Annotated in this window: 14 protein-coding genes; 4 read left to right on the top strand and 10 right to left on the bottom strand. The window is 66.5% G+C overall.

The genetic code is table 11. From position 1 onward, the window contains the following. The first annotated feature begins 173 nt into the window (after window positions 1–173). The 4 genes from PY310_RS06445 to PY310_RS06430 are packed head-to-tail and all read left to right on the top strand — an operon-like array spanning window position 174 to window position 4457. Complete coding sequence (locus PY310_RS06445; RefSeq protein ID WP_275213724.1) at window positions 174–830, top strand: GntR family transcriptional regulator; 657 nt, start codon at window positions 174–176, stop codon at window positions 828–830. Beyond that, a complete protein-coding gene (locus tag PY310_RS06440) occupies window positions 823–2343 on the top strand; it encodes an MmgE/PrpD family protein (protein WP_275213499.1) in 1521 nt (506 codons plus the stop codon). Before PY310_RS06445 ends, PY310_RS06440 begins: the two co-directional genes overlap by 8 nt. A 33-nt stretch (window positions 2344–2376) precedes the next feature. Further along, window positions 2377–3282 (top strand): methylisocitrate lyase, encoded by a 906-nt coding sequence (gene prpB / locus PY310_RS06435; protein WP_275213498.1) that lies wholly within the window; start codon window positions 2377–2379, stop codon window positions 3280–3282. Window positions 3283–3317: 35 nt separating this feature from the next. After that, complete coding sequence (locus PY310_RS06430) at window positions 3318–4457, top strand: bifunctional 2-methylcitrate synthase/citrate synthase (RefSeq protein ID WP_275213496.1); 1140 nt, start codon at window positions 3318–3320, stop codon at window positions 4455–4457. Window positions 4458–4530: 73 nt separating this feature from the next. Here the strand turns inward: PY310_RS06430 and PY310_RS06425 are convergent, their stop codons facing one another. From PY310_RS06425 to PY310_RS06380, 10 genes are all read right to left on the bottom strand, one after another. Beyond that, window positions 4531–5016: an 8-oxo-dGTP diphosphatase gene (locus tag PY310_RS06425; protein ID WP_275213494.1), complete on the bottom strand. Its 486-nt coding sequence runs from the start codon at window positions 5014–5016 to the stop codon at window positions 4531–4533. A gap of 1 nt (window position 5017) precedes the next feature. Next, the gene (gene xerD, locus PY310_RS06420) at window positions 5018–6019 is read right to left on the bottom strand and encodes a site-specific tyrosine recombinase XerD (protein ID WP_275213492.1); all 1002 of its coding nucleotides are present in this window, start codon (window positions 6017–6019) and stop codon (window positions 5018–5020) included. Beyond that, the gene (locus PY310_RS06415; protein WP_275213490.1) at window positions 6019–6681 is read right to left on the bottom strand and encodes an NUDIX domain-containing protein; all 663 of its coding nucleotides are present in this window, start codon (window positions 6679–6681) and stop codon (window positions 6019–6021) included. The genes xerD and PY310_RS06415 overlap by 1 nt, the downstream gene beginning before the upstream one ends. Before the next feature lie 25 nt (window positions 6682–6706). Continuing rightward, window positions 6707–8467 (bottom strand): CTP synthase, encoded by a 1761-nt coding sequence (locus tag PY310_RS06410; protein ID WP_275213488.1) that lies wholly within the window; start codon window positions 8465–8467, stop codon window positions 6707–6709. 89 nt (window positions 8468–8556) lie between these two features. Further along, entirely contained in the window at window positions 8557–10296 is a 1740-nt protein-coding gene (gene recN / locus PY310_RS06405; RefSeq protein ID WP_275213486.1) for a DNA repair protein RecN, read from the bottom strand. Between the two features lie 3 nt (window positions 10297–10299). Beyond that, window positions 10300–11325 carry an NAD kinase gene (locus PY310_RS06400; protein ID WP_275213485.1) on the bottom strand — a complete coding sequence of 342 codons (1026 nt, stop codon included), beginning with the start codon at window positions 11323–11325 and terminating at the stop codon, window positions 10300–10302. Between the two features lie 13 nt (window positions 11326–11338). Next, window positions 11339–12151: a TlyA family RNA methyltransferase gene (locus PY310_RS06395; RefSeq protein WP_275213484.1), complete on the bottom strand. Its 813-nt coding sequence runs from the start codon at window positions 12149–12151 to the stop codon at window positions 11339–11341. A gap of 2 nt (window positions 12152–12153) precedes the next feature. Beyond that, entirely contained in the window at window positions 12154–12384 is a 231-nt protein-coding gene (locus PY310_RS06390) for a hypothetical protein (RefSeq protein ID WP_275213482.1), read from the bottom strand. Window positions 12385–12401: 17 nt separating this feature from the next. Further along, window positions 12402–13391 (bottom strand): HAD-IIA family hydrolase, encoded by a 990-nt coding sequence (locus tag PY310_RS06385; protein WP_275213481.1) that lies wholly within the window; start codon window positions 13389–13391, stop codon window positions 12402–12404. A gap of 6 nt (window positions 13392–13397) precedes the next feature. Beyond that, entirely contained in the window at window positions 13398–15302 is a 1905-nt protein-coding gene (locus tag PY310_RS06380) for a hypothetical protein (RefSeq protein WP_275213480.1), read from the bottom strand. Window positions 15303–15867 lie beyond the last annotated feature (565 nt).

Here is a 15867-nt window from a genome sequence, read left to right as displayed (position 1 = left end):
GATGAGCTCCCGTCCACGCTGACATTTGCCCTTCATGCTATGCGCAGACTCGAGGCAACACAAGGGTTCTGTATACATTGATGCCTCATTCACCCGACAGATGAGCGAAAGCTAGGCGCCGAACAGATTTCATGTATACACTGGAGGACATCCACGACATGACGGGAGGAACGTTGCGAGCCAGCGACAAAGCCTATGCGGCACTGCGCGAGGACATTATCGAGTGGCGCCTCGCGCCGGGCACCGTCCTCGCCGAAGTGGAGCAGTCTGAACGCCTCGGCGTGTCCCGCACCCCCGTCCGGGAGGCGCTCAGCAGGCTCAACGCGGAGGGGCTCACGACGGCGGCGGGCGGCCGCGGCGTCGTCGTCACCGATATCTCCCTGGAGGACATCGATGAGATGTTCGAGCTCCGCGCGACCCTCGAGGGCAAGGCCGCCGCACTGGCCGCCGAACGCGGCGAGCGAGCCGTGTTCGCACAGCTTCACGCCGATCTTCTGCGCGCCCCCGAACTCATCAGCCAGGATGATCCCGCCCGGCACGAATATTACGCCCTGGTGGGGCGCCTCGATGAGGCAATCGATGCCGCGATCTCCAATTCCTATCTCGCCCAGGCGATGCGCAGTCTTCGGGTCCACCTGGTCCGGGTCCGCCGGCTGGCAGCCGACGACGCCGCGCGCCTGAACGCAGCAGCGGCCGAACACGCCGCAATTGCCGAGGCCATCGCCGCCGGCAACGCCAAACTCGCCGAAGCCGCCACCACCGTGCATCTGCACCGCAGCCTTTCCCACGTTAAAGCAACCCACTCACCGAATGAGGAGCATCATGGTTAAGCTCAACCACGTCCGGGTCTACAAGAGCGAAGAGAACCTCGCCCGAAAAGACCAGCTGGCGCACAAGATCGCTGAGGTCGCCGCCGACCCCGTCGAGGTCACCCCCGAGGTCACCGAGATGGTCATCAACCGGGTCATCGACAACGCGTCCGTCGCCATCGCTTCCCTGAACCGCGGGCCCATCGTCGCCGCCCGTGCCCAGGCGCTGACCCACGCACCCACCACCAACGGCAAGGGGTCGGGTGTCTTCGGCATCACCGACAGGGTCTCCACCGAATGGGCGGCCTGGGCCAACGGCGTGGCCGTACGTGAGCTCGACTACCACGACACCTTCCTGGCGGCCGAATACTCGCACCCCGGCGACAACATCCCGCCGATCCTCGCCGTGGCGCAGCACGTGGGGGCCAGCGGCAAGGACCTGATCCGCGGCATCACCACCGGCTACGAAATCCAGGTCAACCTGGTCAAGGCCATCTGCCTGCACAAGCACAAGATCGACCATGTGGCCCATCTCGGTCCCTCCGCAGCTGCCGGCATCGGCACCCTCCTGGACCTTGATGTTGAAACCATCTTCCAGTCGGTCGGCCAGGCCCTGCACACCACCACCGCCACCCGCCAGTCGCGGAAGGGCGAAATTTCCACCTGGAAGGCGCACGCTCCCGCGTTCGCCGGCAAGATGGCCGTTGAAGCCGTGGACCGTGCCATGCGCGGCCAGACGTCCCCCGTGCCGATCTACGAAGGCGAAGACGGTGTCATTGCCTGGATGCTGGACGGCCCGGACGCCTCCTACGAGGTCCCGCTGCCCGAGGCCGGCGAGGCAAAACGGGCCATCATGGACACTTACACCAAGGAACACTCCGCCGAGTACCAGGCCCAGGCCTGGATCGACCTGGCCCGCAAACTGCACAAGGAGCACCCGGAGGCCACGGACCCCGCCAACGTGAAGTCGGTCCTCATCAAGACCAGCCACCACACGCACTACGTGATCGGTTCCGGCGCCAACGACCCCCAGAAGTACAGCCCCACGGCCAGCCGCGAAACCCTGGACCATTCCATCCCGTACATCTTCACGGTCGCCCTGCAGGACGGCGCGTGGCACCACGTTGACTCCTACGCCCCGGAACGTGCCGGCCGGCCGGACACCGTGGAGCTGTGGCACAAGGTCACCACCGAGGAAGACCCGGAATGGACCCGCCGCTACCACTCGCTGGACATCGCGGAGAAGGCCTTCGGCGGATCAGTGGAAATCACCCTCAACGACGGCACAGTCATCACTGATGAGATCGCCGTGGCTGACGCCCACCCGCTCGGCGCCAGGCCGTTCGCCCGCCAGCAGTACATCAACAAGTTCCGCACCCTGGCTGCCGGCCTCGTGACCGAGGAGGAAATCGAACGTTTCCTCGCCGCTGCCGAGAACCTGCCGAACCTGGGCGCCGGCGAACTGGACCAGTTGAACATCACTGCCGCCCCCGGCGTGATCAACCTCAGCGACGCCCCCGCCGGCCTCTTCTAGGCAACCCCTTCCAACCTCTGACAGGAAGAACCCATGCTGTACTCCAAAACAACACCGGAGCAGAAGCGCGTCGCACTGCGCGAGATGCTCGCCTCCGGCACCATCGTGCAGTTCCCCGGCGCATTCAGTCCCCTCTCGGCACGGCTGATCGAGGAAAAGGGCTTCGCCGGCGTCTACATCTCCGGTGCGGTGCTGGCCAACGACCTTGGCCTGCCGGACATCGGCCTGACCACCCTGACGGAGGTTGCCACCCGGGCGGGGCAGATCGCCCGCATGACTGATCTGCCCTGCCTGGTGGACGCGGACACCGGGTTCGGCGAGCCCATGAACGTGGCCCGCAGCATCCAGGAACTCGAAAACGCCGGCCTGGCCGGCTGCCACATCGAGGACCAGTTCAACCCGAAGCGTTGCGGCCACCTGGACGGCAAGAACGTGGTGGACCTGGACACGGCCACCAAGCGGATCCGGGCGGCGGCGGACGCGCGCCGGGACCCGAATTTCCTCATTATGGCCCGGACCGACATCCGGGCGGTCGAAGGGATCGAAGCCGCCCAGGGGCGGGCCCGCGCCCTCGTGGACGCCGGCGCCGACGCCATATTCCCGGAGGCCATGAAGGACCTGTCCGAGTTCCAGGCCATCCGTGATGCCGTGGACGTACCCGTCCTGGCCAACATGACCGAGTTCGGCAAGAGCGATCTGTTCACGGTGGACCAGCTGCAGTCGGTGGGCGTGAACATGGTGATCTACCCGGTCACGCTCCTGCGCATTGCCATGGGCGCTGCAGAGCGTACGCTGGAATCGATTAAGGCAACAGGATCCCAGGAAGCACAGGTGGAGAACATGCTCACCCGTGCGCGTCTCTATGACCTCGTTGACTACGAGGCCTACAACCGATTCGATACCGGCGTTTTCAACTTCCAGATTCCCGGCGTCCGCTAGGGCCCGGGAAACCCGAAAGAACGAAGGAGTTCAACATGGCTGCTGAAGATATTAAGAAGGGCCTGGCCGGCGTCGTGGTGGACTACACCGCGGTCTCCAAGGTCAACCCCGATACCAACTCGCTGTTGTACCGCGGCTACCCCGTCCAGGAGTTGGCCGCAAAGTGCAGTTTCGAGGAGGTGGCCTACCTGCTCTGGAACGGCGAGCTGCCCACCCCCGAGGAACTGTCCGCCTTCTCCGCCCGCGAGCGCGCCGGCCGCGCCCTGGATCCGGTGCTGAAGCAGGTTATCGATGCCCTGCCCACCACCGCGCACCCCATGGATGTGTGCCGGACGGCGGCCTCCGTCCTGGGCGCCAGGCATGAGCTCGCCGAGGATTCCTCGCCCGAGGCCAACATGGCCAAGGCCGTGGACCTGTTCGCCGCCATGCCCGCGGTGGTCGCTTACGATCAACGCCGCCGGCGCGGCCAGGACGTGGTGGAACCGCGGGAGGACCTGGGCTACTCAGCGAACTTCCTGTGGATGGCCTTCGGCGAAGACCCCGTGGACGAGGTCATTGAGGCCTTCAACGTCTCGATGATCCTGTACGCCGAGCACTCGTTCAACGCTTCCACCTTCACCGCCCGGGTGGTCACCTCAACCCTTGCTGACCTTCATTCTGCGGTCACGGCTGCCATCGGCGCCCTCAAGGGGCCCTTGCACGGCGGCGCCAATGAAGCCGTGATGCACACCTTCGATGAGATCGGCATCCGGCCCGAGGAATCACTGGAGGACGCTGCCGCCCGGGCGAAGGCCTGGATGGAGGACGCACTGGCGAAGAAGAAGAAGGTCATGGGCTTCGGCCACCGCGTCTACAAGCATGGCGATTCCCGCGTTCCCACCATGAAGGCCGCCTTGGACAAGATGATCGCCCACTACGGCCGGCCGGAGCTGCTGGGACTGTACAACGGGCTTGAGCAGGCCATGGACGAGGCCAAGGCCATCAAGCCGAACCTCGACTACCCGGCAGGCCCCACCTATCACCTGATGGGCTTCGACACCCCGACGTTCACCCCGCTGTTCGTGGCCAGCCGGATCACCGGCTGGACCGCGCACATCATGGAACAGGCTGCCTCAAACTCACTGATCCGGCCGCTGAGCGAATACAACGGGCCGGAAGAACGGCACGTACCGTAGTACATTCAGGAATGCACGACGGCGGGCCGGTCACCTCAGGGAGGTGGCCGGCCCGCCGTCGTATGTCCTGGCGTCAGCGGGTGGAGAAGTCCAGCACTTCGCGGACGGTCTCGTTGTCATCGTTCAGGACCACCGTCAGGCGCAGCAGGAACCCGTCCAGCGCCATGGGTAGCCAGTGGGCTGCGTCCTGCCACATCCGTTCAACCGGCAAGGACCCGACGTCGAACCACTCCGGCGCGATCTCGACGCTTTCCGTCGGCTCACCGTCCCAGCGCTCGGCCACGAACAAGCGTGTGCTCATGTTCCACTCCGGCCGGGCCGGGAAATCGAAAACCACCACACCGGCGTCGCGGAGATCCGTCTCCAGGACCACGACGGCGGCTTCCTCCTGCACCTCGCGGCAGGCTGCCTCCTCATCGGTCTCCCCCGGCTCCACGTGGCCGCCCAGCCCAACGATCTTGCCCATGCCAAAGCCGGTCTTCTTGGTCCCCAGCAGGACCTGGGGTGTTCCGGCGACCTCCCGGGTAAGAAAGCACAGCGTGACAGCGGTATACGTCATCTCAGCCCAGCGCCCTCGGATGGGCGGCGGCATAGATTTCGCGGAGGGTATCCGCAGTCACCAGGGTGTAGACCTGGGTGGTGGTGACGGAGGCGTGGCCCAGCAGTTCCTGCACCACGCGGACATCCGCCCCGCCCTCGAGCAGGTGGGTGGCAAAGGAATGCCGCAGCGTGTGCGGCGAAACGTCCTTGGTGATGTTGGCGCGATCCGCGGCCGCCTTCAGGATGGTCCAGGCGCTCTGCCGGCTGAGCCTGCCGCCCCTGGCATTCAGGAACAGCGCCGGGGTGCCTTTGCCTTTCGCCGCCAGTAGTGGGCGGCCCCGCACCAGGTACCCGGCCACGGCCCGGGCGCCGTAGGAGCCGAGCGGCACCAGCCGTTCCTTGGACCCCTTGCCGAACAGCCGGACCACCGCCGGCCCTTCCTCCGCTTCCTGCAGGGAGATGTCGTCCACGTCCAGGCCCACGGCCTCGCTGATCCTGGCCCCGGTGGAGTAGAGGAACTCCAGCAGGGCGCGGTCACGAAGGCCGGTGGCGGTGTCGGTGCCGGCAGCTTCGAGGATGCGGGTGACTTCGTCCACGCTGATGGCCTTGGGCAGCCTTTTCCCCGGTATGGGCGGGTGCACGTCGCTGGCGGGATCCGTCGTCGTCAGGCCTTCGAGCGCCCAGAACTTGTGCAGGCCGCGGACAGCCACAATCGTGCGGGCTGCGGAGCGGATGCCCAGGGCCGTGCCGCCGTCGGAACCGTCGTTGAGGGCCAGCACGAAACCCGTCACATGGTGGCGCGTGATCTGGTCCGGGGCCAGGCATCCCTGTGCCGCCAGGTATCGGGAGTACCGCGCCAGGTCGCGACGGTAGGCGGAGAGCGTGTTCGCTGCCAGGCCCCGTTCGACGCCCATGTGCTGGAGATAGGCCCGCACGGCGCGGTCGATCGGGCTCTGGGGAGGGGCGGCCGGGGCTGCGCCTTCGGAGGCTGCGGCCTCCACTGCTGAAGGGACGGCCGTCATCAGCGCTGGCTTGGGTGCGCCGGCCAGGGCGCGTCCCCGGGACGCAGCCCGGCATAACCGTCGGCGCGCGCCGCGGCCGCGGCGAGGATTCCGACGACGGCGGACGGGTTGTGCAGCCGTCCCGCCAGGACGCCCGCAACGGCGTCGTCCAGGGCCATCCAGTGGTACTCGATTTCGGCTTCCTCATCCGTCCGCTCGTGGCGCTCATGGTGCGGCACGTCGGTAAGATCGCGGGCGAGGTAGATCCTGATGGCCTCGCTGGATGATCCCGGTGAGTTGAAAAAGTCGGCCAGGACATTCCACGTGGCGGCGGCGAGGTCTGCTTCCTCGGCCAGCTCGCGGGCAGCGCCCACCACAAAATCCTCGCCTTCCACGTCCAGGAGTCCGGCCGGGATTTCCCAGAGATCCATGCCGACGGGGTGGCGGTACTGCCGGATGAGCAGGACCTCACCGGCCTCGTTCATCGGCAGGACCGCCACAGCGCCCGGATGGTCAATGTAGTCACGGGTCAGCGCCTCGCCGGCTTCGCTTAGCTGGAAGCTGTCGCTCACAACGTCCCAGATCCGGCCTTCGTAGACCTTCTCCGTGGACAAAAGACGGCGCGGGCTCGGTGCATCCGAAACCTGCTTTGCAGCCGGGGTCGTCTCAGGTGTACCGGGCATCGCGCCGTCCTTTACTTATTCGGTTCTACTGTGCGGCAACCGTATGTGCCGGCTCGGCTGCCGGTGCCTGCTCAGTGTCCTGGTTCTGCGCGTTCTGGTGGTCCAGCGCGGCTTTGATCAGGCCAATGAAGAGCGGGTGGGGCCTGGTGGGGCGCGAGCTCAGCTCCGGGTGGGCCTGTGTTGCCACGTAGTACGGGTGGACCTCGCGGGGCAGCTCAACATATTCCACGAGCTTGCCGTCCGGTGACGTGCCGGAGAAGACCAGCCCCTCGGCGGCAATCTGCTCGCGGTACTTGTTGTTGACCTCATAGCGGTGCCGGTGGCGTTCGCTGACGGTGGTCTTGCCGTAGGTTTCCGCGATGACGGAGCCTTCATCGAGCTTGGCCTCGTACAGGCCCAGGCGCATGGTGCCGCCAAGATCGCCCTTGCCTTCCACGATGTCCAGCTGTTCTTCCATGGTGGCGATGACGGGGTATTTGGAGTCGGGTTCGAATTCGCTGGAGGATGCGCCCTCGAGGCCCACCACGTTGCGTGCGTATTCGATCACCATGCACTGCAGGCCGAGGCAGAGGCCCAGGACGGGCAGCTTGGATTCGCGGGCGTATTTGAGGGCGCCCAGCTTTCCTTCGAGCCCGCGGATTCCGAAGCCGCCGGGTACGCAGATGGCATCCACGCCGTCGAGGGACGCCACTGCGCCCTCATGGGTTTCGCATTCGTCCGAGGGCACCCAGCGGATCTTGACCTTGGTGTCATTGGCGAAGCCGCCCGCCCGCAGGGCTTCGGTCACGGACAGGTAGGCGTCCGGGAGGTCGATGTACTTGCCCACCAGGGCGATCTCGACGTGGTGCTTGGGGTTGTGGACGGCTTCGAGCAGCTTGTCCCAGCTGGTCCAGTCAACGTCCTTGAAGGGCAGGTCCAGGGCGCGGACGATGTAGGAGTCCAGGCCCTGGGTGTGCAGGGTCTTGGGGATGTCGTAGATGCTGGGGGCATCGGGGCAGCCGATGACGGCCTCAAGGTCAACATCGCACATGCGGCCGATCTTGGCCCGCATCGCCTCGGGAATCTCGCGGTCCGAACGGATCACGATTGCTTCGGGCTGGATACCGATGGAACGCAGGGCGGCCACGGAGTGCTGGGTGGGCTTGGTCTTCAGTTCCTGCGAGGGCCCGATGTAGGGAACCAGGGAGACGTGGACGAAGAAGACATTGCCGCGGCCGACGTCCTGGCGGACCTGGCGGGCGGACTCGAGGAACGGCTGCGACTCGATGTCGCCCACGGTGCCGCCGATTTCGGTAATGATCACGTCCGGCGCGTTCTTGCCCTCTGCAGGCAGGCGCATGCGGCGCTTGATCTCATCGGTAATGTGCGGAATGACCTGGACGGTGTCACCGAGGTACTCGCCGCGGCGTTCCTTGGCGATGACGGTGGAGTACACCTGCCCGGTGGTGACGTTGGCGGACCCTTCCAGGTTTTCGTCCAGGAACCGCTCGTAATGGCCAATGTCCAGGTCGGTTTCGGCGCCGTCGTCCGTGACGAAGACTTCACCGTGCTGGAAGGGGTTCATCGTGCCCGGATCCACGTTCAGATAGGGATCGAGCTTCTGCATAGTTACAGACAGGCCGCGTGCCCGCAGGAGGTGACCGAGGCTCGAAGCCGTCAGTCCCTTACCGAGCGAGGACGCCACACCACCGGTTACGAAGATGTGTTTGGTCGTCTTGGACGAGCCCGGGAACCGGGAATTTACACGGGAATTTGATCGCTGCACCACGGAATTCGAGCCTATCATCTATTGAGCCTCTCCCGGATCAGGAACTGGTTCCCCAAATGATCCAGTGTGCACGGCCGGACCCCCTCCGATCAAGGGTTGGCCGCGGGTCAGGCCCGCTGCGGCAATAGTTTTGCGTCGTCCAGGAGCTCCTGGGCGTGCGCCTGCGCCGATTCGGAGTCCTCCTGGCCCGCGAGCATGCGGGCCAGTTCCCTGACCCGTTCAGCGGCGTTGAGGAGTCGCACATCACTGGACGTGAACCCGGTGGCGGTGCCGCCGTCGGCTCCCCTGACCGACGTTTTGGTGACGGTGATGTGCTGGTCGGCGAAGGCCGCCACCTGCGGCAGGTGTGTGACCACCAGCACCTGCACGTGCCGGGCGAGCATGGCCAGCCGGCGTCCGATCTCGACGGCGGCCCTTCCGCCGACGCCGGCGTCCACTTCGTCGAACACAAAGGTGGGGACCGGGTCCACAGCTGCCAGCACCACTTCGATGGCAAGCATCACACGGGACAGCTCACCCCCGGAGGCGCCCTTCCCCAGCGGCCGCGCCGGTGCCCCGGAATGCGGCTGCAGCAGGAACGAGATCTCATCGGCGCCGTGCGGGCTCAGCTGTCCGGCCGGTTCGAGAGTGATCAGCAGGGTGGCGTCCGCCATGGCCAGCGCCTTGAGCTCCGCGCTCACGCGGGCCGAGAGGTCCTTGGCTGCCTTGGCCCGGATCTTGCTGAGCGCGGCGGCCTGCTTCTGCAGCTCAGCCTCCGCCTTGATGACTTCGGCGTCCAGCGCCTCGATCCGGGTGGAATCGTCCTGCAATTCGTCGAAACGGACCCGGGCGTTTTCCGCCCAGACAAGGACTTCGTCGATGCTGGGAGCGTACTTCCGGACCAGTTTGGCCAGTGCTGCCCTGCGGTCCTCGATTTCGGCGAGCCGTTCGGGGCCCTCCGAGTCCAGGCCCGCCTGGTAGCTGGCCAGTTCCGTGGCGATGTCGTTGAGCAGGAAACCCACTTCCGCCAGGCGTGCGGCGGCAGCACCGAGCTCCGCGTCGTGTTCAGCTACGTTTTCGAGGGTTCGCTTCGCAGCGTCCACGAGGGTGGTGGCATCGCCCTCGTCACCGTAGTCCTCCGCGATGAGGGCCTGGTGCGCGGTGTTGGCCGCGATCCTGAGCTCCTCTACGTTGGCCAGTTTCACGGCCTCCGCCTTCAGGGATTCGTCCTCCCCCGGCTGCGGGTCCACCTCGTCAATCTCGGCCAGCGCGATCTCCAGCGACTCGGCCTCACGGAGCCTGTCACGGGCGGCGTTGCGGAGGGTCTCCAGCTCCGTCTGGCTGGCCTTCCAGTGGCCGTACAGGGACTGGTAGGTGCCCAGCGGTCCCGCCAGTGCCTCGCCGGCGAACTTGTCCAAGGCACCGCGCTGGGCCACGGCCCCCTTCAGCCTGATCTGGTCCGACTGGCCGTGCACCACCACAAGGGTCTCGCCGATCTCGGCGAGGACGCCCACCGGCGCGGCGCGGCCGCCCAGGAAGGCACGGCTGCGCCCGTCCGCGCCGAGGCGCCGGGCAAGGATAAGTTCCGCGCCGCCGTCGAACTCTTCGACGTCGGCGCCGGCGTCCACTGCCCGGGCAATCGCCGGGTGCGTGGCGTCGAGCTTCAGCACGGCTTCCGCGGTGGCGCTCTTCGCGCCGCTGCGCACGGCACCGGCGTCGGATCGGGCCCCCAGCAGGAGTCCGACGGCGGTGACCACCAGCGTCTTGCCGGCACCGGTTTCGCCGGTGACGACGCTCAGGCCTGGGCCCAGGGGCAGGGTGGCGTCGGTGATGACGCCCAGATCGCGGATTCTCAGTTCTTCAAGCATGGTTCACTTTGCGTTCGCGGGATCGGATTCGTCTTCTGGCTGGTCCTTGGAGCTCACCTGGAGCGGCGGCATCGGAGAGGGGGTCCGCACCACCGGGATGGGGCCGGTGTGGATGGCGTCCGACTGGGGAACCGGCCCGCGCCAGCCGTGGATGGGCAACTCGAACTTGCGGACCAGCCGGGCGGAAAACGGCGTCTGGTGTGTCCGGGCGAGACGGACGGGGGTGGGTGACTTCGTCACTTCCACGCGCGCGCCGGGCGGGAGGTCCACCGAACGGCGGCCGTCGCACCAGAGCACGCCCTCGGCGCCGGTGCGGGTGAGCACTTCCACTGCCAGCCGCGACCGCGGTGACACGACCAGCGGCTTGGCGAAGAGAGCGTGGGCGCTGATGGGAACGATCAGCAGGGCCTCCACCTCCGGCCAGACCACGGGGCCGCCGGCTGAAAAGGCGTACGCGGTGGAGCCGGTGGGCGTGGCCAGGACCACGCCGTCGCAGCCAAAGGCTGACAGGGGGCGTTCGTCCACTTCGGTGACCAGCTCCAGCATGCGTTCGCGGTTGCCCTTTTCGATCGCGGCCTCGTTGAGCGCCCACGTGTGCCAGATCTTTTGGCCGCGCACCCAGACCTGCACGTCGATGGTCATGCGCTCTTCCACCGTGTAGTCGCGGCGGGCAATCCATTCCACGGTCTGGGCCAGGTCCGCGCGCTCACTCTCGGCCAGGAACCCTACGTGGCCCAGGTTGACGCCCAGCAGCGGAACATCGACTTCACGGACCAGTTCCGCGGCTCGCAGTATGGTGCCGTCACCTCCCAGGACCATAACGAGCTCTACGTCGGGCAGCCGCACATGGTCATGCAGGATCTCCACCGGCTGGGTGAGGTGGCCAAAGAACCGTTCCATGTCCGCCAGTTCGGATTCCTGCATGACCGGGGTGATTCCTGAGTCGTGGAGCTGGGCACAGGCTTCCCATGCAGCCTTCAGGGATTCCTCGCGGCCGGTATGGGCAAGGACAAGTACTCGCCTGGTCATCAGGTTCCGCTTTCTAGTGGTTCGGCCAGATTCGTCCAAGCAGGCCATCAACGGCCGCCTGGCGCTCTTCGATCTTAGGCAGGTCCCGCGCCATCCTCCGCTTTATCCACAGGAAGTATTCGACGTTTCCGTCCTGACCCGGCAAGGGGCTCTGCGCCAGGCCGCACAAGTCCAGTCCGGCGTCGAGCGCTGCATTGGCGACTTTTTCGACCGCCATCCGGCGTTCGCGTTCCGAGGTCACCACCCCGGTGCGGCCCAGCCGGTCCTTGCCGATCTCGAACTGCGGCTTCACCATGAGCACCAGGTCACCGCCGGGCCGTGTGCACACGGCCAGCGGGTGGGTCACCAGGGTCAGCGAGATAAAGGAGAGATCGGCCACGGTAAGTTCGGCCTCGCCGCCGATATCCGCCGGCGTCATGTAGCGCACGTTCATGCCTTCGTGCACGGCGACGCGGAGATCCTCGCGCAGCTGGGGCACCAGCTGGCCATGCCCGACGTCGACCGCCACCACATGCGCAGCACCGCGCCGAAGGAGCACCTCGGTGAAGCCGCCGGTGGATGCGCCGGCGTCCAGGCACCGTTTGCCGTCAACGATGACCTCCGGGAAGGCGTCCAACGCTCCGGCGAGCTTGTGGCCGGCCCGGCTGACATAGCTGTCCTCGTCGGTGTGCTCAACGGCCAGGTCCCTGTCCTCAGGGACCTGGAGGGAGGCCTTGGACAGAACCAGCCCGGCGGAGCTCACTCTGCCTTCGGCTATCAGTGCAGCGGCGTGGGTCCGCGACCTCGCCAGGCCGCGGGCCACCAGGGCCTGGTCAAGCCGTGCCATGCTCAGGCCTTTCCTTCGCTGTTGGGAGCGTCGTCGTCGAGGGCCTGCAGCAGGGCGTCGTGCAGTTCTGCATAGACGCCCTCGTGTTCAGCGACCGGCCTGTCCGCCACGCCGTCCAGGGCAGCCACGAGGGACGCAATCCGGGGATCGGTGATGCCCTCCGTGACCGTGGCGGGCCACTGTGGTGTCTGCTGGGCTGTTGCGCCGTTGTGCTCGTCGTTCAGCTCAGTCATTGGACCAGTCTACTGATTTACGCGGTGCGCCATTTGAGTTGGGGCGCCCGGGCTTCGGCGGCCTCCGGCACGGCGGCCCACCAGGCGGCGCAGGCGGCACGCCAGGCGTTCAGGTCGTCCTCATGGCCCACGATGCTGACGGTGTCGCCATCGGCATGTGCCTGTGCGTCCCCGCAGACGTAGGTCCCGTCAGTGTTGGAGACGGCGGGATAGGGGCGGTGCAGGTCGCCGAGTTCGGCAATGATGAAGTCCGGACGCTCGGCAGCGCGGGCGGCGAGGATCGTGTGTTTTGTATCGATGCCGGTCAATACCGCCACCGTGGCAAACCCTGCGTTATTGCCGCCCAGGATGTCAGTGTCCAGCCTGTCCCCCACCACCAGCGGGCGATCGGCGGCAAGACGCTTGGCGGCTGAGTGGAACAGCGGGGCTTCGGGCTTGCCGGCCACCAGCGGCGTCTGGCCCGTTGCTGCCGCGACGGCTGCCACCAGGGCTCCGTTGCCGGGGGCGATCCCGCGTGATTGCGGGATGGTCATGTCCGTGTTGGTGGCCACCCAGAGGGCGCCGGCCGAGACGACGTAGGAGGCCTCAGCCAGTTCCTTCCAGCCGATCCCCGGGTTGAAGCCCTGGACCACGGCCACAGGGTCTTGGTCCTGGCCGGTAACGGGGGCCAGTCCCACCAACTCGATCTCCTGCGCCAGCGCCGGGCTTCCGGTGATCAACACCCTGGCCCCGGGGGCCAGCATGGAGGCCAGGAGCTCGGCTGCCGCCTGGGAGGAGCTGACAACCTGGCTGTCCTCGGCCGGCGCGCCCAGCTCACGCAGGTGCGCGGCAACCTGCGCGGGCGTTCGGGACGCGTTGTTGGTGACGTAGCCCAAACCGATCCCCAGACCGGCGAGCAACTGCAAAGACTCCACTGCGCCGGGAATGGCGTGCGGGCCCGCGTACACCACACCGTCGAGGTCTGCCAGGAGCGCGTCGAACAGGGAGATCAGGGGAACTTCAGTCATCGCGGGTTAGCTGTCCTGTCGCTCGGAATGGCCGGTTTCAAGGTCGCCGGCGTCGGCTGCATCATCGTGGACTGAATCCTCGGGGACGAAGTCGTTCCGGTCCGATGCGGCCGCCTTGTTGGCCTCGGGTTCGGCGCCGTCCGATTCGAGTTCATCTGATTCGATGGAGTCCGCGTCGGACTCGGCGTCATCCGACTCGAAATAGTCGGATTCGACGTCATCAATGGAGGCGTCCATACCCGCGGCTTCGGCAGGGGCCTCACCCGCGGTTACCTTCCGTGCTGCAGCAGCGGCCGCGGCACTGGCTTCCGGGGCTCCGGCCGCACGTTCCAGCAGACGGCGGCGCTGGGCCTCCTCCCGGGCTTCCTCTTCCTCGTCCCAGCCGAGATCCACGATGTCCGGTTCTTCGTCGACGCTGAGGCCCAGGGCGTTCTCAGCCACTACGGCCTGCTTCTGCCATTTAGCGGCTTCCTCCTGGCGGCCGACGGCGGCCAGGGCGTCAGCGTAGGCGCGGAACAGCCGGGGGCTGTAGGAGAATGCACGGTTGATGTCCAGCTGGGCGATTTCCAGCTCCGCTACTGCAGCGTCCAGCTGACCCAGGTCGGTCCGTGCTCCGGCCGCCACGATGGCCAGTTCGGCCTTGCCCGGAGCGTCCAGGTCGTTGGCTTCCTCGGAACGGACCACGTCCAGGGCACGGTCCGGCCGGCCCAGGCCGCGTTCGCAGTCTGCCATGACAGGCAGGTGAACGTTGGAGCCGCTGATGCGGCGGTAGGTCCGGAACTCGCGCAGCGCCTCGCCGTAGTGTCCTGCCGCGTAAGCGGTCAGGCCTACAGCCTCCCTGACGGCTGCCAGCCGGCCACCGCGCCTGCTGGCGGCAAGGGCATGCTGGAAGGCGAGCTCGGGTTCTTCATCAATGAGGCGGCCAGCCATAACGAGGTGGCGGGCTACCCATTCCGCGCTCTTGGCTTCCAGCGTCTTGATCTGGTGCTGGGTGGCGCGGTCAAGTTCCTTGCCCGTAACATCTTCATCGATCTCCGGGGACCGTTCGCGGTCGGGTCGGTTGGCGCTGCGAAGATCACGCGCGTTGGGAACCCGGACCGGGCGTTCCTCTGCACGGTCCCGTCCGAAGTGACGGGGACCGGAGTCGCCACGGTCGAAGCTGCGGGGTGCGCGCTCCTGGCGGTCGCTGAACGGCTTCCGCTCCCCGCCGCCAAAGCTGCGGCGGTCGCCGTCGCCTTCACGGCGCGGACGATCACCGTACGGCTTGTTGTCACGGTCTCCATAGGGCTTACGCTCGCCGCCGCCGCTGAACGGCTTACGCTCCCCGCCGCCAAAGCTGCGGCGGTCGCCGTCGCCTTCACGGCGCGGACGATCACCGTACGGCTTGTTGTCACGGTCTCCATAGGGCTTCCGCTCGCCACCGCCAAAGTTGCGGCGGTCGCCGTCGCCCTCACGGCGCGGACGATCACCGTACGGCTTGTTGTCACGGTCCCCATAGGGCTTCCGCTCACCGCCGCCGCTGAACGGCTTACGCTCCCCGCCACCGAAGCTGCGGCGGTCGCCGTCGCCTTCACGGCGCGGACGATCACCGTACGGCTTGTTGTCACGGTCCCCATAGGGCTTCCGCTCGCCACCGCCGCTGAACGGCTTACGCTCCCCGCCACCGAAGCCGCGACGGTCGCCGTCGCCTTCACGGCGCGGACGATCACCATTCGGCTTGTTGTCGCGGTCCCCAAAGGGCTTCCGTTCACCAAAGGACTTGCGGTCGCCGGACCCGGACGCACGCTTTGGACCCTCCGGGCTCCGGTCATCACGGGAACGGAATCCACGCGGTTCTCCGCCCGAATTGTTTGTCCCGCGGAAAGGGCCGCGGTCGTTGCCGCCGCGATTGCCGCCGTTGTGCTCAGCCATGGGGATTCCTCCTGTTATGAGCCGACCACTGGCGCAATCGCAGCCGCTCGTTCCGTGTTTCGTTCTCCTACGCAACCCGAAATCAAGCGCTTCGAAGTCCGTACATCTCAGTCAATTCTAAGCGAGCCACCACCGGCGCATGACATGGATCCGCCCACAGACCCCAGTCGTGGGAATGTTCACACCTGCAGGAGATCGCTCTCTCACTTGATGCGGGTTTTCCGTGAACGCTCTCGCAGTTGAGGTGGGTTTCGGCGGACGCTCTTGCGGTCTGGGGTGTTCGACGGCGGCGCCGGGGGTTGGGTGGCCCGGGGTGGGGCGGAGGTTGGCGGGGGTGTTTTGCCGTGGCCGGGGGTGCGGGAGGGTTTGGGGATTTCCCGCATTAAGTGAGAGAGCGTTTTGTAGGTGCCCCGGGTGCCGGCTGTGGGCTGGTTGGGTGGGTGGGTGGTTAAATGTGGGAGACCCCCCGACACGTGTGTGTCGGGGGGTCTCAACCATTTTTAATGGTGTTCCGGCGGTGACCTACTCTCCCACACCCTCCCGGGTGCAGTACCATCGGCGCTGT

Origin of the sequence: Pseudarthrobacter naphthalenicus, assembly GCF_029076445.1 — a bacterium.
GTDB lineage: Bacteria > Actinomycetota > Actinomycetes > Actinomycetales > Micrococcaceae > Arthrobacter > Arthrobacter naphthalenicus.
This window is presented reverse-complemented; position numbering and strand designations above follow the sequence as displayed.